Genomic DNA, 22,951 nt, shown 5'->3' with positions numbered 1-22,951 from the left:
AAAATTTTTATAATTATAACAATTTTTTGTTAACTTATGAGTGAATTATGTTACCCTAGTTTTAAATTTGAATGGAATGAAGGGGAAGGTAGGAGAGCAATGGCAGTAGAACTATTTTTAGAAGACAGTTACCTTAAGGAATGTCAGGCAAATATAGTTGAAGTGGAAGGGAACAAAGTGAAACTGGATCAAACGGTTTTTTATCCAACAGGTGGCGGGCAGGAGCATGATACAGGTCACCTCTTACAAAACGGACGGGAATATGAAGTAAAAAAGGTGAAAAAGGAAAATGGCGATATTGTCCACTATGTAAAAGATCCCGAGGGATTGGAAGAAAGAGAAGTAACTGCAATCATTGATTGGAATCGACGCTACAGCCTTATGAAACATCACTCCCTGCTCCATGTTCTTGCAAGTGTGTTCAATACAGTATATGGCTCGTTATGTACCGGTAACCAGATTTATTCAGACCGGGCACGTATTGATTTAACAGAAATCCATTCACTGGGAAAAGAGGATTTTGACCGAATCGTAGAACAGGCGAACAGGGAAATCCAGGCTAACCATCTTATCAGCTCAAGAGTGCTGCCGCGTGAAGAAGCGAAACAAATCTCAGGTGCGATTAAAACAGTGGTTAATCTCATTCCTTCTTTTGTAAAGGAAATACGCCTCGTAAAAATCGGTGATATTGATGAACAGGCATGTGGCGGTACACACGTTGGTCAAACGAAAGAAATCGGAGGAGTAGTCTTAGATAAAGTGAAAAACAAAGGGAAAGGTGGAACCCGATTAGAGGTTAGAACTACTACAGTCTCACCAATATAATAATGACGACTTGCAAAAGGATGGATAATATTCCGTCCTTTTTAATTTATGCCAAATTTTTAGAATATAAAAAATTTTTTAATGTAAAGCATTGACTATGCAATTTTAATAAGATAAACTTACAGAAAATTTTAATAATTTTGAAAGGAGTAAGTGATGGCTAATCAAGTTTTATTAAAAGGTGGCTTGTTAATTGATGGAAATGGCGGTGGTGTCATTGAAAACGCAGGTGTTTTAAATCACGGAGAGAGAATAACTGCGGTTGGCCCGGTTGATCTAATCCCAGTTCCCGAAAATGTCGAAATAGTAGATGTGGAAGGCAAGGTGATAATGCCAGGTCTAGTCGATGCCCACGTTCATTTGATCGGCGTCAAAAACCTTAATCTAATGCTGGCGGTACTCGAACCGACAGAAATTCAGATGGGACGAGCTTTAAAAGATTTGCCAAAACTTATTGACGCAGGCGTGACCGCAATCCGTGATGTCGGAAGTCCAGTAGCCCTCCACATAAGAAACTTGATTAAGGATGGGGTCTATGAAGGGCCACGCGTGAAGACTTCATACAAAATTTTGGGACAAACAGGCGGACATGGTGACATCCATATGCTCCCTCCAGAATTCAATATGAACCGTACGTGTGACGGGGTTGACGATTGCCGTAAAGCAGCGCGTGAACAATTCCGTGCCGGTGCAGACTTCATTAAGATTTGCTCATCAGGGGGCGTTCTTTCTGAAAAAGACGATCCGCGTTCTCCACAGCTGACTGTAGAGGAAATTTCGGCGATTGTTTATGAAGCGGAAGCAGTAGGCTCTTACGTTGCTTCCCATGCCCAGAGCACCCAGGGTATTATTAATGCACTTAAAGCCGGCGTAAAAACCATTGAGCACGGAATTTTGATTGATGAGGAAGGAATCGAATTGATGCTTGAAAACGAAGCCTACCTCGTTCCTACGTTAGCCATCGTGAAACGAATTGTAGATGTTGGAGACCAATACGGCGTTCCGGAATTTGGACTTAGGAAAGCACGCACTTATTATGACCTTCACATCCAAAACATGAAAAAAGCCTATGCAGCTGGTGTGAAAATCGCCGCTGGTACTGACTTTGCAGGCTGTGATCCTGTCGCTCATGGCGGGAATGCTTTAGAGCTCGAGTTGCTCGTAAACGATGTTGGTGTTACACCGATGGAGGCAATCGTTTCGGGAACAAAAACTTCAGCTGAGGCCATCGGGCTTGGAGATGAAATTGGAACTATTGAAAAAGGGAAGCTTGCTGATTTAATCATTGTAGACGGAAACCCGGCCGAGGATATATCTGTTCTTTTAGACACAAATAACATCAAACAAGTATACGTCGGTGGAAAACGTTATAAAAATGGTGAGGCTGTAAAGAAAGAAGTTGAACTCATCTAGTATATAAAAAGGGGAAAACGTAATGTGAAAATGATTGAGGGGAAGGGATATCTTTGTTAAATGAACCGGTTATTGCCACAATGATCATTCTTGCTTTGATTGCGGTTGGAGAAGTGGTTTCCATCAAAACCAGGGCAAGGGTACCAATGTTATTAGTTGTTTTGTTAGGATATCTAGTCTTACTTTGGGTCGGAGTATTTCCGCAAGATCTTGTTGCGAACTCTACATTCTCAACTGTTGGGGCGGTATTAATTGCTCCGTTAATCGTTCATATGGGTACGCTTATCCCTATGAAAATAATCAGGCAGCAGTATAAGTCGGTTATCATTGCGTTGATCGGAATCGTTATTGCTGCTACGACAATTCTATTAATTGTTTCTCCGATTTTCGGTTATAAGACAGCTGCCGCAGGAACTGGCCCGTTAACCGGTGGAATCATCGCTTATGTTGTCACATCTGAAAAGTTACAGGCTCTCGGTCTGACAGCACTGGTTACAATTCCGGTTCTTATCCTTTCTCTTCAGAGTTTAATAGGTCTTCCGTTAACTACTTACTTCCTTCGTAAATATGCGGTAAAAGTTAAAGAGGGAATGGGTAGCAAGCCATTCGTTGCTGCTACTGCTGAAGCGCCTGTTCAGCATAAATCGGTTGAAACAGAAGTTGAAAAAGCTACTAAGAAAAACTGGATTCCAGACCGTTATGCGACGCCTTCTATCTTGCTTTTCCAACTGTTCCTTGGTGGGTCAATAGCGGTTTTAGTAGGAAACCTTACTGGCATTCACTACAGTATCTGGGCACTTGTGATTGGTTTGGTAGGAACACTGGGTGGTTTCTACCGTGACAAAATGATGGAACGGGCGAATTCCTTCGGGGTGGGAATGGTCGGTGTAATCTTTGTTATTATTCCTTCTATGAATCAAGTAACATTTGGCTTATTTATACAAAACATACCTGCAGTATTCACGATCTTACTAATTGGAGCTGTTGGTATTATCCTTGGAGGGATCCTTGGAGCAAAGCTTGTAAAGTGGGATATTAACAAAGGGATTCCGGTTGCATTAACAGCGATGTACGGCTTCCCGGGTGATTATCTTGTATGTGAAGAAGTGGCCCGAAGTGTTGGGGAAAACAAAGATGAGGAGGATTATATTTTTAACGAAATTTTATCCCCGATGCTTGTAGGAGGGTTTACAACAGTTACCACCGCCTCTATTTTAATTGCGAGTATTCTAATGAGCACTTTTTCATAACTAACCGATTAAACTTTAAGTTTGATGGAGGAACGTATGAGGACAAAAATAACGAATATTCAGCTGTTTGATGGGACAAGTTCTAATTTAGTAGAAACCACGATCCTTTTCGATGAAAAAGCAATCATCGGTATCGGAGAGAATGTGAAAGATGCGGATGCAGATGACGTGATCGATGGTAAAGGCCTAACCTGTTTACCTGGCTTGATCGACTGCCACGTTCATCTAACAATGGACGGAAATGCAGATCCTTTGTAGATAGCCTTGGAAATACAGAAGCCGATGATGCTTATAAAGCATACCGCAACGCTCAAAAGCAAATCGAAAGCGGTGTTGTGACAGTCCGTAATGTGGGCTCGAAAGACAACGTGGATATAGCGCTAAGAAAGCGATTGAGAAAGGGGTCGTAAAAGGCCCCCGTATCGTTGCTTCAGGAGAACCAATCGTAATGACAGGTGGCCATGGACACTCGATGGCGATTGAAGCAGACGGTGTCGATGAAGTCCGAAAAGCTGCTTGTACACAGTTGAAAAAGGGGCTGACCTTCTAAAGTTAATGGCCACGGGCGGAGTGATGACTCCGGGAGTAGATCCAAACTCTCAACAGCTGGATGAAGATGAGTTAAGATGCGCCTGTACAGAGGCCACTAATGCAGGAAAAACAACTGCTGCTCATGCACAGGGCATGGAAGGGATCAAAAATGCAATCCGTGCTGGAATTACAACAGTTGAACACGGCATTTACCTAGATGACGAAGCGATCGACATGATGCTTGAGCGAGGTACATTCCTAGTGCCAACACTTGCAGCACCATTTAATATCGTTGAACATGGACTCGAAGCTGGAATACCGGCACATGCCGTACAAAAATCGGAGCGAGTAATGGAAGACCATCAAAAGAGCTTTTATAAAGCTTACCAGAAAGGTGTAAAAATTGCGGCAGGAACCGATGCCGGAACACCTTTTAACAGACACGGTGACTTTGTGACAGAGCTTGAGCTGATGGCAAAGAACGGTATGAACCATTATGATGTCCTTCGTTCAGCGACAAAGATAGCAGCAGAGGCGATGAAACTAGATGATAAAACAGGCACTGTTGAAGCAGGAAAGGTGGCGGACTTGCTGCTTGTCCCGGGAAATCCACTTGATGACATCTCAGTTTTACGCAAGGTTGCCAAAGTATTTAAAGAAGGCCAATGCTACTTTTCTAATAACGTAAAGGAGCAAGCAGTAGTAAGTATATAGATTTCTATAAGTCGTATCATTTCATTAAATAAACAATTAGGATGGTGTCATTTGTATGGAAAAGTTATTCCAGCAGCTTGATCAATTGTACCCTGAAATGGTGGAGGTTTTCCGTCATCTTCATATGCACCCTGAACTTTCTTTTGAAGAAGTAGAAACTCCTAAGTATATTGCCAGTTACCATACGGCGTTAGGCCATGAGGTTCGTACAGGGGTCGGGGGTCGTGGCGTTGTTGCTAAACTAAAAGGGGCGAAACCAGGTCCGACGATCGCTCTCCGAGCTGATTTTGACGCGCTGCCGATTCAGGAAGAAACCGATCTTCCTCACAAGTCTAAAGTCGATGGCGTTATGCATGCATGTGGCCATGACGGCCATACTGCAGAACTGCTTATCCTTGCAAAAGCTCTTAATCGTATACAAAACGAGCTTGAAGGAACAATTGTATTCATCCATCAACATGCAGAGGAGTATCAGCCTGGCGGCGCAATCGCGATGATAGAAGACGGTTGCCTCGAAGGCGTTGAAGTTATCTTTGGTACTCATTTGTGGGCTAACGCACATGTTGGAGAAATAGGATTCCGTTCGGGACCAGCGATGGCAGCGGCAGACCGATTCCATATTACTATTCAGGGGAAAGGTGGCCACGGTGCCCAGCCTCATTTAACCAAAGACTCTGTTGTGATCGCTTCCCAGGTTGTAACCAACCTTCAGCAAATCGTTGCGCGCCGCGTTGATCCACTGGAATCAGCGGTTGTTTCCGTTGGGAATTTTGTTGCAAAAAATGCGTTTAACGTTATCGCGGATTCAGTGGAGCTAACAGGAACAGCAAGGACTTTTAAAGAGGATGTGCGTTATTTAGTAGAAGCGGAAATCGAGCGTATCGTAAAAGGAGCGTGCCTTTCTGCAGACGCTGATTATAAGTATAAGTTTGTTCGAGGTTATCCGGCATGTGTAAACCATCCAGAAGAAACAGAATTCGTAGCAGAGATTGCTGAATCAGTTCCAGGAGTGACAAATGTATATGAAACTGCTCCGCAAATGGGCGGAGAAGACTTCTCTTACTATCTCCAGCATGTAAAAGGAACGTTCTTCTTCACAGGAGCAGGAGATCCGGAATGGGAGGAAACATATCCTCACCACCATCCTAAATTTAAGGTTAATGAAAAAGCGATGTTGGTAGCAGCAAAAACGCTTGGAAAAGCAGTGATTGAATACGCGAGGAAACAATCTCAAGTTCCTGTGGAACGATAAAGAATCACAAAAAGCCGGCTGGGATCGGATTTCCCAAGCCGGTTTTAATTACATAACTAGTGTTCTACTATGTATCCAGTTCATATCTAAATGTGTTATTTATTTTGCATATGTTTACCCTAATATGCCGGGGATTCTAGTTTTTGTACTAGATTTACTCCTTCTTTAGTTAGGGAGTACTCTACTCTTGGGGGGCTGCATATCAATGTATATCGTAGGTTTGATTCTAGTACCATTACTAACCTGGTTACACATGTGAATAATTTAAAAATGAGGTAAAAACGATGAATTTCAAGGATTCAGGTGAAAGTATTCGTTTATTTTACAGTACCTGTAAACTCTTCCTTACGTGTTTTCAATATATGGGACAGAGGCAAAACTGAACCCTGTCAAATCTTTAAAATGTTATTTTGCAAAAAATACAAAATAATAACGAACAGTATGAAGGACTACAGCCTATTGTTCATTATCAATTGCTGACAACTAAATCATTATTTATCAACAGGTTTGCACCGATCATACTGGCATCATTCTTCAATTCTGCTTGTTGTAAATTGACTGGAATAGATGAAGTGTTTGCAACCTTTTTAAGTAAAGCGTCCCACCATTGTTCACTTGAATTTATAACCCCGCCTCCGACTACGATCATTTCAGGGTCAATTAAATATTGAAGGTTGACAATCCCGATAGATAAATATTCAATAAATTGGTCGATGATTTTTCTACTTGCACCATCCTCTACGTATCTTTCGAACACTTGCTTCGGGGTAAACTTTTTCGAAACCAGGTGTGGATCGGATTGTATCATTCTTTCCAATGCTTTTCCGGATGCATATTTTTCCCAACAACCTTTTTTACCACAGTTACAAGGGATGCCATCAGGAAAAATCGACATGTGACCTACTTCTCCAGAAAAACCATTCTTCCCATGCACCAATCTCTTATTATGTATAATTCCTCCGCCTATTCCTGTCCCAAGCGTAATGCAAATATAGTTACTTACTGATCTTGCTCTCCCCGCAACACCCTCGGCCAATGCAGCACAGTTTGCATCATTATCTACAATGACAGGGACATGAAAAGTCATTTCTAATAAATCTTTTAATGGCACTTTTTCCAGTGATGGAAGATTTGTTGCACTCGTAATCATCCCTTGTTTAAAATCTACAATTCCAGCCGAAGCAACTCCAATACCAAGTATCTGTTTTCCAGCAATGAGTGTTTTAAGAGTCGAGATGATTTGTTCCACAATCGCATGTTTCGGGGTCTGAATCTCTTCAATGTACAAAAGTTGATTTCGTTGACTAAATAATCCACATTTTATTTTCGTACCACCGATATCTATCCCTATTCTAAACACGTAAACAGTCTCCTTTACAATAAAAAATCGATATCCTGCATAAATCCATAATCGGAAGTGATCAGTGTCTTCTATCTATACTTTAGATTTCAATTCACAAGAAAACCCACACACCTTTCTGAAACATTGAAATTTTCAAAAATCTATTGACGGACATTTCCTGCTACTTTATACTACTTAATAACTCCACAGGAGAAAATAAAGTAAAAAAGCGACCAAATAAGTCTTATTATTCATTTTTTTACTAGTATATAATAAAAATTAAGAATAATAAATAACATAATGTTAATAAGGTGATCGAATGAAAATCAAAAACCAAGATTTTTTGAAACGGGAAAATCAAAGTCTAGTACTGGAAATGATCCTAAATGATGGACCAATCTCCCGCGCTAAAATTGCGAAACGGACGCTGATGAGCCCGACATCCGCTTCGAGGATTGTAGCTTCTCTATTAGATGAGGATCTAATTCGTGAAGTCAATTTAATGAGTGAAGGGATTGGGAGAAAGGCAACATATTTTATTCCAAATGAAAATTCTGTTTTATCGATCGGTGTAGAGATTGACCAAAAGGATATTCGTATCGGGTTTATGAATTTTGTTGGAAAGTTGATCGTGTTAGAACATATTGATTACGAGCCTACTGATCCGGGTGAAACGGTACGATTCATCTCCAATAACATTCGTGAAATCATTGAGCGGGAAAATATCACGTTGGAAAGGATAGTTGGTGTTTGTGTAGGTTTGCCTGGTCTTATTCAAAATGAAACGGGGAATATAAAATTATCTGCACAATTCGATTGGAAGCAGGTTCCATTAAAGGAACTGTTACAAGAACAATCAGGTTTTCAGGTATTTGTGGATAATGAATTGAAATTGAAAGCGCTGGCTGAATATAACATGGAAGCTGATCCTGAACATGAAACGATGGCGATGATTGGATTTGGGAGCGGTGTCGGGTCTGCATTGATTACGAAAGGTGAAATCTACCGTGGGGAAGGGAATTTTTCAGGAGAGATCGGTCATACGATCGTGGATCCTTATGGTATTTATTGCCCTTGTGGTAATTTCGGATGCTTGCAAACGTATATCGCAGAGAAGTTTCTTTTGGAAGAGGCGTCCAAAACAATGCCGGTTAACAGTATGGATCAATTGTTTACGGCATACAAAAAGGAAGAAAAATGGGCAGTGAACATATTGGACAAAGCGATAACCTACGCAGCAATTACGATCAATAATGTCGTTTGTATGTACAATCCAGATACGGTTGTCCTGGCTGGTTGTCTGATCGAGGATTATCCGGAAGTAACAGAACGAATTCTAGAAAAGTGTAAAAATCAAATTTGGACTCCTGTCACCCAAACCTTCCAATTAAGAAAGACAAAAACAGGGGTGGATGGGGTTGTAGTAGGAGCAGCAATGAGTGTCCAGCGCCATTTCATTAAAACGATTTATTTTAATAGAGAGGTATAAATGATGACATTTCCAATAGTTGCTGAAGAACACAGGGGAGGAAGTTTGGAAAATACGCACCAGGGAGTAATTTGTGTTCTTAATGATAAAAAAGAAATCGTCTATGAGAAGGGGGGATCGGATCATCCAGTATTTTATCGATCTGCAATGAAACCGATTCAAGCAATACCAGTGTTTCGGACAAATGTCATCGAGAAGTATCATCTTGATGATCACGAGGCTGCTTTATTTACCGCTTCACAGCGAGGAGAACACTATCACCAGGCTGCATTAGAAAGTCTGATGAATAAACTTGGGCTGTCAGAAGAACTTCTAGTCTGCAATCACAGCTATCCGCTGAACGAAATACCGAGACAGCAATACATTTGGGACCATAAGCCAAAACGTAAACTATTACATAATTGTGCTGGCAAACATCTAGGGTTTTTGGCATATGCGAGGGACAGAGGTTATGAGTTAACTAGATATGAACAGCTCGACCACCCTTTGCAGCAAGAAATTCTCCGTGATGTAGCTGAACTGTCTGAAACACCTGTAAACCAAATAAATACTGCGATTGATGGATGCGGTGTCCCAGTGCATGGTGTTCCTTTGAAGAATATCGCGATTTCGTTTTTGAAATTTGTTGTCCCGGATCTTATTAAAGATACACAAACAGCCACTGCGGTTAAAAATATCGCCAATGTAATGAATGCACAACCAGAAATCGTTGCATCGCATCACTTCATCTGCACGGTATTGCTTGAAGATCCAAATATCATTGCAAAAGGAGGTGCACAGGGGGTTTACTGTTTCGCGTTGAAAAAGGAGAAAATCAGCATCGCATTAAAAGTATTAAGCGGATCTGAACTCGTTTGGCCGGTATTGGTTGCCGAATTATTGAAAACGTTGAATTACAGCAATACAGAAACGATTGATCGTTTATTACAATTACGATCCTACAACATACAAAATGACAATGGGAAAGACATAGGTGAAACAAAAATTTTACTATGACAAAGGGGAATAAAGATGAAAAAACGATTGCTAGGTCAACTATTTTTGCTGAGCACCGTCCTGCTGGTAATCTCGGCTTGTTCATCTGATTCTACTTCAGGTACCGATGGAGCTGCTAAAAGTAATAACAAGGAAATCACGATTGCCATCGATCAAAACTTTGTAACACTTGATCCACATAACGCTGGAGATACGGTTTCAATTTTTGGTACAAGGGCTATGTATGAAGGGCTTGTCGGGTTTGACAAAAATATGAACGTAGTACCTGTTTTGGCAGAGGATTACTCCGTAAGTGAAGATGCGTTGACCTATACATTCAAACTTAGAGAAGGTGTTACTTTCCATGATGGTGAGCCGTTTAATGCTGCTGCTGTAAAGGCAAACTTTGATCGGATCATGGATGAAAATGATGATCTTCGTGCAAAACGGAATTTTCAGTACGTCGATCGTCTCGAAATCGCAAATGATTATGAGGTTAAATTTGTCCTTAATCAGCCATTTAGTGCTATGCTGAACAAATTTGCCATGGTCCCAATGATCAGCCCTAAAGCAATTGATGACAACAGCAAAGATATTCGTTTGAATCCTGTAGGGACAGGGCCATTTAAATTTAAAGAATGGAATCAAGGTGATTCACTCGTTGTTGAAAGTTTTAATGAATACTGGAATCCTGAATCAACCAATGTCGAAAAAGTTACGTTCAAGCCGGTCCCGGAAAATGGGGCACGGGCTGCCATGTTGAAAACGGGGGAAGCTGATTTCGTTTATCCGGTTCCTCAACAAGATGTTAAAGAACTGGAAAATGTAGATGGCGTCGTTATCGAACAAACGCCTTCAACAATCGCAAGGTATGTATCGATCAATACATTCAAAGAACCATTCACTAATGAAAAAGTTCGTAAGGCAATGAACTATGCTGTAAATAAAGAGGCATATATAAAAGTTGTCAAAAATGGATATGGAAAAATACTGGGTTCAACCATGTCTTCTGAAACACAATATTATTCAAATCAGGAACCATATACATTCAACTTGGAAAAAGCGAAGGAATTAATGAATGAAGCAGGATACGAAGATGGATTTGAAGCCGAAATCTGGGGTAATACGAGCTCTGAAACCTTAAAAGGGATGGAACTCATAAAGCAGCAGCTCGCACAAATCGGAATTGATGTCACAATCAAGTCGATGGAAGAGGGGACATTATCTGATGAGATCTACACACCAAAAACTCCAGAAGAGGCAAAGGTTCAAATGTGGTATGTAAGCTGGTCTCCTTCATCAGGTGATGCGGATGGAGCAACCCGCTCTCTATTCAGCAGTGAGCACTTCCCACCGAATGGAGCGAATACAGCTTACTATAATAATAGTCAAGTAGATGTATGGATCGATGCAGCTAATGAAACATCCGATACAAAGGCTCAAGAGGACATTTACGCGAAGATCCAAAGCGAAGTCTATGATGATGCACCATGGATTTTCTTAGCATCAGATACGATATTATCAGGGTATCACGATCATTTAGAAGGTGTTTACGTATTACCTGATGGATCCGTCAGCATTAAAGAGGCGCAATTAAAATAAGATCCTGTGGGAGCTGATCACGATTAGCTCCCCTTTTTTGGAGGTGCTGAACGAAATGTGGCAGTACATATTGAAACGTGTTCTTGGTCTAATACCTCTCTTACTTGTTGTGTCATTCGTAATTTTCATGTTCATTCATCTAATCCCTGGAGATGCAGCTAGATTGATAGCTGGTAAAAAAGCAACGTTAGAGGAAGTACAAGCAATCCGGGAAAATCTCGGTCTGGATAAACCTTTAATCGAACAATATCTACTCTATTTAAAAGATTTACTTTCTGGTAATTTGGGATATTCGATCCAATCCGGTGCACCTGTCAGCAAGTTGATCGGTGAACGAATCATGCCCACACTTGGACTGACCTTCATGAGTATCGGTTGGGCACTCGTTGTCGGTATTTTACTTGGAGTCATTTCTGCCGTGTTTCGAAACAAGTGGCCGGATCATCTCGGTATGTTGACGGCTGTATCCGGTATATCCCTTCCAAACTTTTGGGTAGGTCTTGTATTGATTCAACTATTTTCTGTCCAATTGGGGTTGTTGCCGACTGGGGGTGCTGAGGGGTGGAAAAGCTACCTGATGCCTTCGTTCGCTTTAGGAGCAGGCATTATGGCGATGATTGCACGATTTATGCGATCTTCGCTCGTGAACACGATGAAGCAAGAGTATATACGTACTGGTCGAGCAAAAGGGCTTGGTGGTAATGCAATTGTCTTTGGACATGCTTTGAAGAATTCATTGATTCCTGTCGTAACGATTGCAGGGCTTCAGTTTGGTTTTCTATTAGGAGGTTCAGTAGTCGTTGAAACCGTTTTCAGCTTTCCGGGACTCGGAAGACTATTGATCGATTCGATTCAAATGAGAGATTACCCGGTGGTCCAAGCGGAAATTTTACTTTTTTCATTACAATTCATTTTAGTGAACCTGCTTGTCGATATCGTTTACAGCTTTTTAAATCCGAAAATACGCTACCAATAAATAGAAAAACGGAAGCGACTTGATCAGGTTCGATAAAGAAAACTAAGTCAGCGCCGAGCATAGCGAAGTAGCTTACTTAAGTTTCACTTATCCTTGGAGTGCAAGTACTGGAGATAACACGCTGTTTGTGTTTGCGGAAGAATCGAAGCGACCTCGATCACCAAGGCGGTGGAGCTAGACATTACATCTGTGCATAAAAAACTTATTAAAAAAGTTTGTATGGAGGTTTAATATGAGTAACATACAACCTGAAGTTGTTACCACGGACCGAATTGTGAATGAACGAAAAGAGACACACTTTCATCAATTCTGGAAAGAGTTCCGTAAGAAAAAGCCTGCACTCATTTCCCTTTTCTTCATTCTCTTCCTGATTCTCATCATGATCATCGGTCCGTCTGTCGTTCCATATGATCCTGCAAAACCTGATTATAATCGAGTTCTTGAGTCTCCTACCCTCGAGCATTTCTTCGGTACGGATGAATTTGGCAGAGACATATTAAGCAGATTGGCAGTAGGAGCGAGATTAACGTTATCGGTCAGTATTTCAGCAGTATTGCTGGGTGCGGTTTTCGGTACGATTCTTGGATTGATCAGCGGTTTTTTCGGGAAGTTGCTGGATCGGTCGATCATGAGGGTTTGTGATGTGTTATTTGCATTCCCTGACTTGATTTTGGCAATCGGTATTGTTGCGATTTTGGGACCTGGTTTAAGAAATGTCATCATTGCGGTTTCTTTTTTCAGTATTCCATCATTTGCACGAATCGTCCGCAGTGCCACGTTAGAGACGAAAGAAATGCTTTTTGTTGAGGCAACAAGATCAATCGGGGCAAGCAATCGACGTATCATTTGGAAACATATTTTTCCTGAAACCGTACCGACCATCATAGTGTACTTTACGATGAAAGTAGGAACAGCCATATTAGCTGCAGCGAGTTTGAGTTTTCTAGGATTAGGTGCAGAACCATCATCTCCAGACTGGGGTGCGATGCTAAGTAAATCTAGAGATTACATCGATTCATCCTTTCACCTCGTCTTCTTTCCCGGGTTGATTATTTTCCTGACCGTTTTAGCGTTCAATTTATTAGGTGACGGGTTGAGAGATGTGTTAGACCCTAAAACAAAAGACTAAGGAGGGAAATGATGAATCACTTACTCCAAGTAAACAATCTACAAACAGCCTTCAAAACTGATAAAGGGATGCAAACTGTCGTACATGGGATCAGCTTTCATGTTGATAAAGGTGAAATCGTCGGGATCGTCGGGGAATCCGGGTGTGGGAAAAGTGTAACCTCCCTATCCATTATGAGACTTTTACATGATACACCTGGGAAAATAACAGGAGGGCAAGTCAATTATAACGATTATGATTTACTTCGATTACCCGAATCGAGTATGAAAGGTTATCGCGGGAAAGAATTGGCGATGATCTTTCAAGAACCGATGACATCCTTGAATCCAGTCCTAAAAATCGGTAAACAGCTGAGAGAACCGATCCAGCTCCATTTGAAGATGTCAAAGGCAGATGCGGCTGAACATGCGGTAAAAGTACTGGAGTCTGTCGGTATACCGCGGGCGAAAGACATTATGGATGAATACCCGCATCAATTATCAGGCGGTATGAGACAACGGGTCATGATTGCGATGGCGATTTCATGTAAACCATCTTTGTTGATTGCGGATGAACCGACAACGGCATTGGACGTTACGATTCAAGCACAAATATTGAGTTTGATGAAAGAGATTCAAAAGGAAAATGACATGGGGATCTTGATGATCACACATGATTTAGGGGTCGTTGCTGAAGTTTGCAATCGTGTTATCGTCATGTATGCGGGAAGAGTTGTCGAGGAAACGACTGTAGAATTATTATTTGAAAATCCGAAACACCCGTATACAAAAGGGTTGATTGCCTCCGTTCCAAAAATCGGATCAGGCAGCAAGAGGCTCCATTCAATCCCAGGTACAGTTCCGAGCCCGACAAATATGCCGACAGGATGCAAATTCGCACCGAGATGTAAAGATGTGATGGATTTTTGTCATACGGAAGAACCAGGTTTAATCGAAGAAGACGGACATTCATGCCGGTGTTGGCTTTATCAAGACCAAAGGCAGGGGGCGATGACCGAATGAAGGATGAAGTATTGATCGACATAAAAGACGTTAAAAAACATTTTCCACTTTCAAAAAAGTGGTTTGCTGAAAAGAAGTATGTAAAGGCAGTGGATGGGGTTTCATTTTCCATCAAAAAAGGGGAAACGTTCGGATTGGTCGGAGAATCAGGCTGTGGCAAATCAACCACAGGACGTTTGATCAATGGTTTGATAAAAGCAGACTCAGGCGAGATCAACTTTAAAGGAAAGAACCTCGCGAATATTTCTGAAAAAGATTGGAAGAAATACCGCAAACCTATGCAAATGGTTTTCCAGGATCCATATGCGTCTCTTAGTCCACGTATGAAGGTCAAAGATATTTTATTGGAACCATTGAAGATCCACTATCCCAAAATGCCAAATGATGAGAAGAAAAAGCTTATAACAGAGCTTATGGATAAATGCGGAATTAGCGAATTCCATTTGGAAAAATACCCACATGAGTTCAGCGGTGGACAACGGCAGAGAATCGGAATTGCCCGTTCGTTGATTTTACGACCTGAACTGATCATTGCAGACGAACCAGTTTCGGCCTTAGATGTATCTATCCAATCACAAATTTTGAATCTGATGAAAGATCTGCAAGAAGAATTCGGTCTTACGTATCTATTCATTTCTCATGATCTAAGTGTAGTTGAACACATCAGCGATCGAGTCGGCGTGATGTACTTAGGGAATCTGGTCGAAATCGCTAGGAAACGACAAATATTCGAAGATCCGAAACATCCTTATACACAAGCGTTATTGTCATCCATCCCCCAACCAGATCCAAAAAAGAAACGTGAAACGATTGTACTAACCGGGGAGATTCCAAGTGCAGCAAACCCTCCCAGCGGATGTAAGTTCCATACAAGATGTCCGGCTGCGATGGAGATCTGCAGGAAAATAGTACCGGAACTCAAGCAACTAGGTAGAGAACAATATACAGCATGTCATTTATATTGATTAAAGACGTTGTTCCCAAAGGGTCAGTAATGCATACGTACGAGGAGATAGATAGGTGAATATAAAAGTAATTGCGATTGAAGAGGTTGATGAAAATGAAGATCTTGTCATCCATAGACACATGATTGATTTCGGAAAAACAAATGTTATACAAATGAAAAAGCAACTTTATCTACTAATAGGGTTTAAGAAAGAACGAAAATCGATAGAGGATATTCGTTTTCTCGGCGGCGAGACGATTAAAGCAATCCAGGAGTATCCATGTGAAGAAGTAACGATCGATTTTCAAAAACTCATACCACATTGTGAAGGACTTTCAGAAGAAGAGATCGTTGCAGCTTTCATGGAGGGCTTGTATTTAGGCGGGTATCAGTTTTTGGCCTATAAAAAAGAGGAGAACAAACAGTACCCGACCTTTAAGTTAAACACTGATCAATATGATGTATACATCAAGATCGCACAAATCCGTGCCAATGCAGTGAACCTGGCACGTGATTTATGTAATGAGCCCGCGAACAAATTGACACCAGCATTATATGCAGATCGGTTGAAACGTATCTTCCATCAATCAAAAGTAAAAGTCGAGATCATCGAATCAGAAGAGTTAAAGGAAAGAGGATTCGAAGCGACTGCGATGGTCGGGAATGGAAGTGGTTATCCGCCGAAACTAGCTGTATTAACATTGAAAAATAGTGACCGAAAACATATTGCGCTTGTCGGAAAAGGTGTAACGTTCGATTCAGGCGGTGTAAATGTCAAGACAGCAAGTGATATCGGTGAAATGAAGATGGATATGGGTGGTTCTGCCGCGGTAGTCGGGGCAATGAAATTACTGGCAGACTTGAATAGTCCTGTTCACGTAACTGCCGTTTTACCGTTAGTTACAAATGTTGCAGGAAGGGATGCTTTTCTTCCTTCAGATGTGATCAAGTACAAAAATGGAACAACTGTCGAGGTTGGTAATACCGATGGTGAGGGAAGATTGATCCTAGCAGAAGGTCTTTTACATGCGCAAGAATTAGGTGCAACGACAATTATTGATATCGCAACATTGACCGGGACGATCGGTCAAGCGCTTGGATTGAAAGCAGCAGGCATCTTCAGCAATCCTGAAGAAGATTTGTGGTCCTATAAGGAACTAGGCGATCATACCGGCGATCACGTATGGCCAATGCCTTTGATCCACGATTATGAAACGTATTTAGAAAGTGATTGTGCGGATTTGAATAATGTCGGTTCCTCACTTTTCGGAGGTGCGATCACGGCTGCTGTATTTTTAAATCACTTCGTAGTAGCGGAGCGGAAATGGGTACACATTGATATGGCAAATACCGTACGACCATGGAAAGTACAAGGCTATCATGTTCCGGGTGCATCAGGCTATGGTGTTCGATTATTGGCCGAACTGATTCATATGGAGGTTGAAGAGTGAAATGGTGTTAGAGGTTATTGTTCAAAATGGTCAGGAGGCAGTACAAGCAGAAAAACTAGGTGCGGACAGAATCGAATTGGTATCAGCCATCCAGGAAGGTGGATTGACACCAAGCTATGGAACGATAAAACAAGTATTGGAAAGCGTGTCGATACCGGTCCAGGTGATGATCCGTCCCCACAGCTACCACTATTGTTACACGGATGGCGATTTGAAAATCATTCGGGAAGATATCCGAAAGGTGTTATCACTTGGGGGGGCCAGGATCGTTTTTGGGGCACTCACTGAAGATAACAGGATCGATGAACAAATCTTAGAGACAATCATCGGAACCTATCCACAATTGGACATTACGTTTCACAGAGCTTTCGATGAGGTTCATTCTTTGGATGAAGCCTACGAATCGCTGATCAAATACAAAATGAATGTGAAACGGATCCTCACTTCAGGCGGGGAAAAAAGCTGTATTGAAGGGAAATGGAAGCTCAGGAAACTTGTCCATATTACAAAAAAAATGAACGGACCTGACATAATGCCTGGTGCAGGCTTGACACTCGATAATATTCAAGGAATCCATGAAACCGTAAATGCAAATCAATACCATTTTGGTAAAGCTGTCAGGATCGATCATTCTTTTAGGAATACCTTTGATGAGGACGTCGTCAAGCTTATTCAGAAAACCTTAAGGGGAGGAAGTTGAACATGAGTGGGTTATATGACTGGCCGGAAAAATACGGGGATCCAACCTGGTTCCTACATAACCGGTTTGGTATGTTTATTCATTGGGGGCTTTACTCGTTAAAAGCAAAAGATGAATGGATCATGACGCAGGATAAAATTTCAAAAACTGAATATGATATGTATCTGCAACAATTCAATCCAGATCTTGTTAAACCGGAAAAATGGGTGAAGCAAGCGAAGAAAAGCGGAATGAAATACATCGTTTTTACGACAAAACATCATGAAGGATTCGCTTTATGGGACAGTGAGTATACCGATTGTAAAATTACAAATACCGCTTATGGAAAAGATCTTCTTCGTGAGTTTGTGGAAGCATGTCGTCAGGAAGGGATGAAAATCGGCTTCTATCATTCTGTCATCGACTGGTCCCACGAACATTTTACAATCGACGGTCTCCATCCTCAGCGGGAAGATGAGAATGCAAGGAATGAGCAGCGGGACATGTCCATTTACCAACAATATTTATTTGATCAAGTAGAAGAGCTTGTAACCCGATATGGGAAGATTGATTACTTCTGGTTCGACTTTTCCTACGGAGATCGAGATTGGGGATGGTCAAAAGGGAAAGGACCTGATGACTGGAAATCGGAAGACCTTGAACAACTGATCCTGACCCATCAGCCGCATATACTGCTCAATAATCGGTTAGGGTTGGATCGAGGAGTTTATACACCGGAGCAGTACCAGCCGGCAGAACCACTTTATACACCCGAAGGAGCAAAAAGAATTTGGGAAGCTTGTCAGACGCTGAATGGAACATGGTGTTATAATCCGAACAATCTTCATTGGAAATCATCGGAGATGCTGATCAAGTTGTTAATTGATACCGTTTCAAATGATGGAAATCTCTTATTGAATTGCGGTCCGACTGCAAGAGGAAATTTCGATACAAGGACGCTGGAAGTACTTGAAGAAATAGAGGGGTGGATAAACTTCCACAGTGAAGCGATCTACGGTGCTGGATCAAGTTCGTTTGAATGTCCGCAAGATTGTAGACTCACGCAAAAAGGGGAGAAGGTATTTATACATATCTTTTCATGGCCTTTCAGAACGATCCACTTGAAGAATTTTTCGCAAAAAGTGAAATATGCGAGATTTCTTCATGACTATTCCGAAATACCAGTCAAAACCTTTGAAGAATCGGATGTCTTTCATCACGACATACCGGTTATCGGGAATAATGAAACAGTCCTAGAGCTACCAGTTATTAAGCCAGACCATGTAGTACCTGTGATTGAGCTTAGTTTGGAATGAGGAAATAGGTACCTAACATTTTCCGATTCTATAATAAGAGTTTCGACTTATCTAATGATCTATAATTAAAATAAACTTTTAGAGTGAGGGTTGATCTTTTATTACAGATTTTCCGAACGGGAAAGTCTTTGCAGGGCATAGCCCGCCTTTAGGGATGGGATGAGAGTGAGAACGGATACGGAGCACCGCTAAAATCGGAAAGGTTTTGTGGTACTTCAAGTATCCGAAAATTTCACTCTCTTTTTGTTGTATAACTGTTGTAGTTTATAAACAAAACTGATACATTGTGAATATGAACGAATACAGAAGAACAAACAAAACCGTATCATTAATCAACTATCATTTCGTTTTTTGTCCTCGATACAGAAGGAAAATATTTCTCCGTACTGATGTAGAGGAACGATTTAAACAGTTAGTACAGGAAATATGTGAAGAATTAGAAATTGTCATTGTTGCTTTAGAGTGCGACAAAGACCATACCCACATGTTCCTAAACACACTACCAACACTTAGTCCTGCTGATATTATGGCAAAAATCAAAGGAGTGACTTCTAGAAAGTTAAGAGAGGAATTTCCTCATCTTCAACATCTGCCGAGTCTTTGGACACGTTCCTATTTTGTATCGACCGCAGGAAATGTATCGAGTGCAACCATTAAGCGTTATGTTGAACAACAAAAAACAAGGGGGTGAGCGTTTTGGATAAACAGGTCCAATACCTTTATTATCTCTATAATAACAATAATACATAAATAAATTCATCAACGTTGAAAGCTTGGATTCACTACATTTCTGACTGGAATCACTTTTGTTTTAAAGTGCGAGAATAAATAACATCCTATAATCACAATGCAGCTGCCGACTCCTTGAATCCATGTCATTTGTTCGCCTAATATTATAAAAGCTAAAATTGAGGTGAAAATTGGATTGAAATTCAAAAAGATTCCTGATGTTGTTGCACCTATTTTTTGGATACCAATATTCCAAAGGACCATACATACAACTGTTGAGATAACGCCTGTAAACAAAATCGATCCTATGAAAGAAGAAGTTATATTGATAACAGTAAAATCAGTAACATTAAAAGGTATAAGTGACATAAGTCCAAAAATAGCAGAATATAAAATTGACATCATTGGCGATGTCTTGGTCAATGCCCATTTGCTGCAAACAGAATAAATCCCCCATACATATACAGCAGCAAGCATCCATAAATCACCGGTATTAAAATGTAATGAAAGGATGAGGTCTATGTTTCCTTTCGACAAAACCAGAATCACTCCAAAAAGTGAAAACAACATAGAAATTATTTGTAGCATACTCACTCTTTCTTTAAGAAAAACGAATGAAAAAACAGCAATTGAAAACATATTTAATGTTGAAATTAACCCAACATTCGTCGCGGTTGTATACTCTAGTGCAAAAAATTGAAAGAGATTAAATAAAACAGCACCGGTTATTCCCATTAAAATTAAAGGAAAAATGGCACTTCGTGGGGGTAGTATCCTTTTTTCCTTCCACCATACAAGAGGGAAAAGGCAAAAAACAGCAATAGCCCACCGTATGGTTGTCAAGGTCATTGGTGAAGCGTGTTCGACAAGAGATTTTCCAACGATAAAATTTCCTGCCCATAATAAACTTGTTAAAAGTAGTAACAAAAAATATCTGTAAGGCATATTCTTATCTCCTTTTAAACTGTTCAAATGTTATATCTTTGAATCTATATGTACATAATATTTGTTGTCATTAATAATTTTAACATTTAACCTGTTAACACAATATATTTTATTGTATAATTTGATTAACTTGAAATAAAATTAAGTTAAGGTTAGTTTTTTCGAAATTTAATTCGATTTTAAAGTTTAAACCTTTTTGGTTTTAGAAGAAATGTAAGGGAGTGGAGATAGGTGGAATCTTTAGTAAGTAAAGTACTCGATGATATTGACATTCAAATATTAGACATACTGCAAAAAGGAGCTCAGGTAAGCAATTCTGAAATTGCCAAACGTGTAAATTTGTCTCCGCCTGCAACACATACAAGGATAAAACGATTAGAAGTGGAAGGTTATATAAATCAACAAGTTTCAATTTTAAACCAAGAGAAGTTGGGTTTTGATTTACTATCTTTTATTTTCATAAGCACGAATATTCATCAGGAAGAAAAACTTAATGTTTTAGAAAAGGCATTAGTAGCAATGCCCGAAGTGTTAGAATGTCACCTCTTAACTGGAGAGTATGATTATTTATTAAAGGTAGCGAACAAAGATAGGAAGGAACTGGAGAGCTTTATTAGAAAATTAAATAAGCTTGGAATCACACGTATTCAAACTAGCTTATCCCTAAGGGAAATTAAATATTCTACAGTTTTACCTATTTGGAAAGAAGAAAAGTAATTGAATACACAATAGTGTTTATTTAAAATGAATGCCAGTAATCAACAATAGGAAAAGGGGCAATCAATAGAAAATTTTGATCGTCCTTTTTTAACAAATTCCGAAAGAATTCCCCTTCCTCAAGCCTGTGAAGGGCGTAGCCCAAGGATAGGGAGGGGATGAATTTCGGTTGCTGTAATCCAAACGCTTGTTCCCATAATCTCTTCTTGGTATAATTATCCACATAAACCATTGGAGGTGGTGACAATGTTGCTAAATCAAAAATATAAAGTCTATCCAACAGAAGAACAAAAAGAAATACTAGAACGTTGGTTACAATATTGTCGTCAAACCTACAATTCTGCTCTTTTAGATAAAGAACGGAAATATAAACAAAACACAAAAAAAATTACAGTCGTTATGATATGCAAAACCAACAAACACTAGATAAAAAGAAATATCCTTTTCTAAAAGAAGTACCTTCCCAGCCTTTACAGGAAGTCTTTGTACGTCTACAAAAAGCGTTTGAAAGCTTCTTTCGTAAAGATGCAAAATATCCAAAACAGAAAAAGTATAAAAATTATAATAGTATGACTTTCCCTCAGTTCGGTTTCAAACCAAATGGAATACATCGTTATGCTATGTCCTTTTCTGATAATGGTAAGTTATACAATAAAAAGCTAGGTTAAATAGATATCTTGCTTCATAGACCATTAGAAGGAACAATTAAACAACTTATTATCAAACGTCAAGGAAAGAAATGGTATGCGATTTTTTGTGTCGAAAGACAAGCATTACCACCTTCTATTGATACGAATCGTGCAATAGGAATTGACGTTGGACTTAATAAGTATGCGGTCCTTTCTAATGGGTTAGAGATTAAAAACCCAAGATTTCTTCGTAAGAAAGAGAAACAACTAAAGAAGGCACAGCGTACTCTTTCTAAGAAGAAAAAAGGCTCTCTCAACTACATCAAACAAGTACAAAAGGTTCGTTCTTTACACGAGAAAGTCGCAAACCAGCGCAGAGATTTTCTTCACAAGCTAAGTTACAACCTGTCAAAAGATTATTCTGTTGTCGCTGTAGAAAATCTAAATATCTGCGGCATGGTCAGAAATAGAAAGTTATCGAAATCCATTTCGGATGCAGGTTGGGGAATGTTCCGAAACATGCTTTTGTATAAATGCGAAAAGCATGGAGGACTACTGAAAAAAGTAGAACCAAAATACACTTCTCAAGACTGTTCCTATTGTGGGAATCGTGTAAAGAAGTCACTTTCTATTCGTACTCATATTTGTACAAAATGCGGAACAGTGTTGGATAGAGACCAAAACGCAGCATTAAACATCCTACAAAAAGCATTAGAAGAATTACTTGTGACAAACTGAATCATACGAACTGTAGGGCAAGGTTGTGTCCGAACAGTATAATCTACGCCTGTGGAGATTATGTAAGACGTAGTGGGAAACCCCTCTACGCAACGGTCTGCGAAACAGGAAGCCCCTTCTTTAAATATCCCGAAAGGGTGTTAAGGAGGGGTCATTCACCTAAAGGCTTGATGCTTTTTTATGAACTATTAGGTTGATCTTTGTAGGGATCCTGACCTTCAAAGAACGGAAACCCTTCTTCGCTCAAACACCCGAATTGCGGAGAGAGAATTCGGAACATAATAAAATAGATGAGGGAAAAG

The 22,951-nt window shown here is 40.2% G+C and carries 20 protein-coding genes and 1 pseudogene; 19 read left to right on the top strand and 2 right to left on the bottom strand.

What is annotated here, in order from left to right:
• Positions 1 to 99: 99 nt before the first annotated feature.
• The 6 genes from ACJROX_RS20160 to ACJROX_RS20135 all read left to right on the top strand — a co-directional run bounded on the left by ACJROX_RS20160 (position 100) and on the right by ACJROX_RS20135 (position 5,985).
• Positions 100 to 825 carry an alanyl-tRNA editing protein gene (locus ACJROX_RS20160; RefSeq protein WP_408006989.1) on the top strand — a complete coding sequence of 242 codons (726 nt, stop codon included), beginning with the start codon at positions 100 to 102 and terminating at the stop codon, positions 823 to 825.
• A gap of 156 nt (positions 826 to 981) precedes the next feature.
• Positions 982 to 2,238 (top strand): amidohydrolase family protein, encoded by a 1,257-nt coding sequence (locus ACJROX_RS20155; RefSeq protein WP_408006988.1) that lies wholly within the window; start codon positions 982 to 984, stop codon positions 2,236 to 2,238.
• Between the two features lie 53 nt (positions 2,239 to 2,291).
• Positions 2,292 to 3,488 (top strand): hypothetical protein, encoded by a 1,197-nt coding sequence (locus ACJROX_RS20150; protein ID WP_408006987.1) that lies wholly within the window; start codon positions 2,292 to 2,294, stop codon positions 3,486 to 3,488.
• A gap of 36 nt (positions 3,489 to 3,524) precedes the next feature.
• A complete protein-coding gene (locus ACJROX_RS20145) occupies positions 3,525 to 3,746 on the top strand; it encodes a hypothetical protein (RefSeq protein ID WP_408006986.1) in 222 nt (73 codons plus the stop codon).
• 297 nt (positions 3,747 to 4,043) lie between these two features.
• A complete protein-coding gene (locus ACJROX_RS20140) occupies positions 4,044 to 4,733 on the top strand; it encodes an amidohydrolase family protein (RefSeq protein WP_408006985.1) in 690 nt (229 codons plus the stop codon).
• Positions 4,734 to 4,788: 55 nt separating this feature from the next.
• Positions 4,789 to 5,985, top strand: coding sequence for a M20 family metallopeptidase (locus ACJROX_RS20135; protein WP_408006984.1), 1,197 nt, complete (start codon positions 4,789 to 4,791; stop codon positions 5,983 to 5,985).
• Positions 5,986 to 6,454: 469 nt separating this feature from the next.
• On the opposite strand, the gene ACJROX_RS20130 is transcribed toward ACJROX_RS20135, so the two are convergent.
• A complete protein-coding gene (locus ACJROX_RS20130) occupies positions 6,455 to 7,345 on the bottom strand; it encodes an ROK family protein (protein ID WP_408006983.1) in 891 nt (296 codons plus the stop codon).
• Positions 7,346 to 7,646: 301 nt separating this feature from the next.
• Here ACJROX_RS20130 and ACJROX_RS20125 point away from each other — a divergent pair, with 301 nt between their 5' ends.
• The 11 genes from ACJROX_RS20125 to tnpA all read left to right on the top strand — a co-directional run bounded on the left by ACJROX_RS20125 (position 7,647) and on the right by tnpA (position 19,582).
• Complete coding sequence (locus ACJROX_RS20125) at positions 7,647 to 8,816, top strand: ROK family transcriptional regulator (RefSeq protein WP_408006982.1); 1,170 nt, start codon at positions 7,647 to 7,649, stop codon at positions 8,814 to 8,816.
• 3 nt (positions 8,817 to 8,819) lie between these two features.
• Complete coding sequence (locus ACJROX_RS20120; protein WP_408006981.1) at positions 8,820 to 9,812, top strand: asparaginase; 993 nt, start codon at positions 8,820 to 8,822, stop codon at positions 9,810 to 9,812.
• A gap of 15 nt (positions 9,813 to 9,827) precedes the next feature.
• Positions 9,828 to 11,393: an ABC transporter substrate-binding protein gene (locus ACJROX_RS20115; RefSeq protein ID WP_408006979.1), complete on the top strand. Its 1,566-nt coding sequence runs from the start codon at positions 9,828 to 9,830 to the stop codon at positions 11,391 to 11,393.
• Between the two features lie 55 nt (positions 11,394 to 11,448).
• Positions 11,449 to 12,369, top strand: coding sequence for an ABC transporter permease subunit (locus ACJROX_RS20110; protein ID WP_225064031.1), 921 nt, complete (start codon positions 11,449 to 11,451; stop codon positions 12,367 to 12,369).
• Positions 12,370 to 12,601: 232 nt separating this feature from the next.
• Positions 12,602 to 13,498: an ABC transporter permease gene (locus tag ACJROX_RS20105; RefSeq protein WP_408006978.1), complete on the top strand. Its 897-nt coding sequence runs from the start codon at positions 12,602 to 12,604 to the stop codon at positions 13,496 to 13,498.
• An 8-nt stretch (positions 13,499 to 13,506) separates the two neighbouring features.
• The gene (locus ACJROX_RS20100) at positions 13,507 to 14,499 is read left to right on the top strand and encodes an ABC transporter ATP-binding protein (protein WP_408006977.1); all 993 of its coding nucleotides are present in this window, start codon (positions 13,507 to 13,509) and stop codon (positions 14,497 to 14,499) included.
• A complete protein-coding gene (locus ACJROX_RS20095) occupies positions 14,496 to 15,464 on the top strand; it encodes an ABC transporter ATP-binding protein (RefSeq protein WP_408006976.1) in 969 nt (322 codons plus the stop codon). The genes ACJROX_RS20100 and ACJROX_RS20095 overlap by 4 nt, the downstream gene beginning before the upstream one ends.
• Positions 15,465 to 15,519: 55 nt before the next feature.
• Entirely contained in the window at positions 15,520 to 16,896 is a 1,377-nt protein-coding gene (locus tag ACJROX_RS20090; RefSeq protein ID WP_408006975.1) for a M17 family metallopeptidase, read from the top strand.
• The gene (locus ACJROX_RS20085; RefSeq protein ID WP_408006974.1) at positions 16,886 to 17,596 is read left to right on the top strand and encodes a copper homeostasis protein CutC; all 711 of its coding nucleotides are present in this window, start codon (positions 16,886 to 16,888) and stop codon (positions 17,594 to 17,596) included. The genes ACJROX_RS20090 and ACJROX_RS20085 overlap by 11 nt, the downstream gene beginning before the upstream one ends.
• A 2-nt stretch (positions 17,597 to 17,598) precedes the next feature.
• Entirely contained in the window at positions 17,599 to 18,891 is a 1,293-nt protein-coding gene (locus ACJROX_RS20080; RefSeq protein WP_408006973.1) for an alpha-L-fucosidase, read from the top strand.
• Between the two features lie 292 nt (positions 18,892 to 19,183).
• Positions 19,184 to 19,582 carry an IS200/IS605 family transposase gene (gene tnpA / locus ACJROX_RS20075; protein ID WP_408006922.1) on the top strand — a complete coding sequence of 133 codons (399 nt, stop codon included), beginning with the start codon at positions 19,184 to 19,186 and terminating at the stop codon, positions 19,580 to 19,582.
• A 68-nt stretch (positions 19,583 to 19,650) separates the two neighbouring features.
• Here the strand turns inward: tnpA and ACJROX_RS20070 are convergent, their stop codons facing one another.
• On the bottom strand, positions 19,651 to 20,565 hold the full coding sequence (locus ACJROX_RS20070; protein WP_408006972.1) for a DMT family transporter: 915 nt from the start codon (positions 20,563 to 20,565) through the stop codon (positions 19,651 to 19,653).
• Positions 20,566 to 20,796: 231 nt separating this feature from the next.
• Between ACJROX_RS20070 and ACJROX_RS20065 the strand changes: the two genes are divergently transcribed.
• On the top strand, positions 20,797 to 21,282 hold the full coding sequence (locus tag ACJROX_RS20065) for an Lrp/AsnC family transcriptional regulator (RefSeq protein ID WP_408006971.1): 486 nt from the start codon (positions 20,797 to 20,799) through the stop codon (positions 21,280 to 21,282).
• A 246-nt stretch (positions 21,283 to 21,528) separates the two neighbouring features.
• Positions 21,529 to 22,649, top strand: a pseudogene (locus tag ACJROX_RS20060) (RNA-guided endonuclease InsQ/TnpB family protein).
• Positions 22,650 to 22,951: the final 302 nt, after the last annotated feature.

The sequence above is a fragment of the Pseudalkalibacillus sp. A8 genome (genome assembly GCF_045920555.1).
Lineage (GTDB): Bacteria > Bacillota > Bacilli > Bacillales > Fictibacillaceae > Pseudalkalibacillus.
Note: the sequence above shows the minus strand (reverse complement) of the source record. Positions and strands in the feature narration are given on the sequence as shown.

Excerpts from the sequence above, each read along its gene's own strand:
- ACJROX_RS20160 (WP_408006989.1), top strand. The coding sequence starts at position 100 with ATGGCAGTAGAACTATTTTTAGAAGACAGTTACCTTAAGGAATGTCAG.
- ACJROX_RS20155 (WP_408006988.1), top strand. The coding sequence starts at position 982 with ATGGCTAATCAAGTTTTATTAAAAGGTGGCTTGTTAATTGATGGAAAT.
- ACJROX_RS20145 (WP_408006986.1), top strand. The coding sequence starts at position 3,525 with ATGAGGACAAAAATAACGAATATTCAGCTGTTTGATGGGACAAGTTCT.
- ACJROX_RS20140 (WP_408006985.1), top strand. The coding sequence starts at position 4,044 with ATGGCCACGGGCGGAGTGATGACTCCGGGAGTAGATCCAAACTCTCAA.
- ACJROX_RS20135 (WP_408006984.1), top strand. The coding sequence starts at position 4,789 with ATGGAAAAGTTATTCCAGCAGCTTGATCAATTGTACCCTGAAATGGTG.
- ACJROX_RS20125 (WP_408006982.1), top strand. The coding sequence starts at position 7,647 with ATGAAAATCAAAAACCAAGATTTTTTGAAACGGGAAAATCAAAGTCTA.
- ACJROX_RS20120 (WP_408006981.1), top strand. The coding sequence starts at position 8,820 with ATGACATTTCCAATAGTTGCTGAAGAACACAGGGGAGGAAGTTTGGAA.
- ACJROX_RS20115 (WP_408006979.1), top strand. The coding sequence starts at position 9,828 with ATGAAAAAACGATTGCTAGGTCAACTATTTTTGCTGAGCACCGTCCTG.
- ACJROX_RS20110 (WP_225064031.1), top strand. The coding sequence starts at position 11,449 with ATGTGGCAGTACATATTGAAACGTGTTCTTGGTCTAATACCTCTCTTA.
- ACJROX_RS20105 (WP_408006978.1), top strand. The coding sequence starts at position 12,602 with ATGAGTAACATACAACCTGAAGTTGTTACCACGGACCGAATTGTGAAT.
- ACJROX_RS20100 (WP_408006977.1), top strand. The coding sequence starts at position 13,507 with ATGATGAATCACTTACTCCAAGTAAACAATCTACAAACAGCCTTCAAA.
- ACJROX_RS20095 (WP_408006976.1), top strand. The coding sequence starts at position 14,496 with ATGAAGGATGAAGTATTGATCGACATAAAAGACGTTAAAAAACATTTT.
- ACJROX_RS20080 (WP_408006973.1), top strand. The coding sequence starts at position 17,599 with ATGAGTGGGTTATATGACTGGCCGGAAAAATACGGGGATCCAACCTGG.
- tnpA (WP_408006922.1), top strand. The coding sequence starts at position 19,184 with ATGAACGAATACAGAAGAACAAACAAAACCGTATCATTAATCAACTAT.
- ACJROX_RS20070 (WP_408006972.1), bottom strand. The coding sequence starts at position 20,565 with ATGCCTTACAGATATTTTTTGTTACTACTTTTAACAAGTTTATTATGG.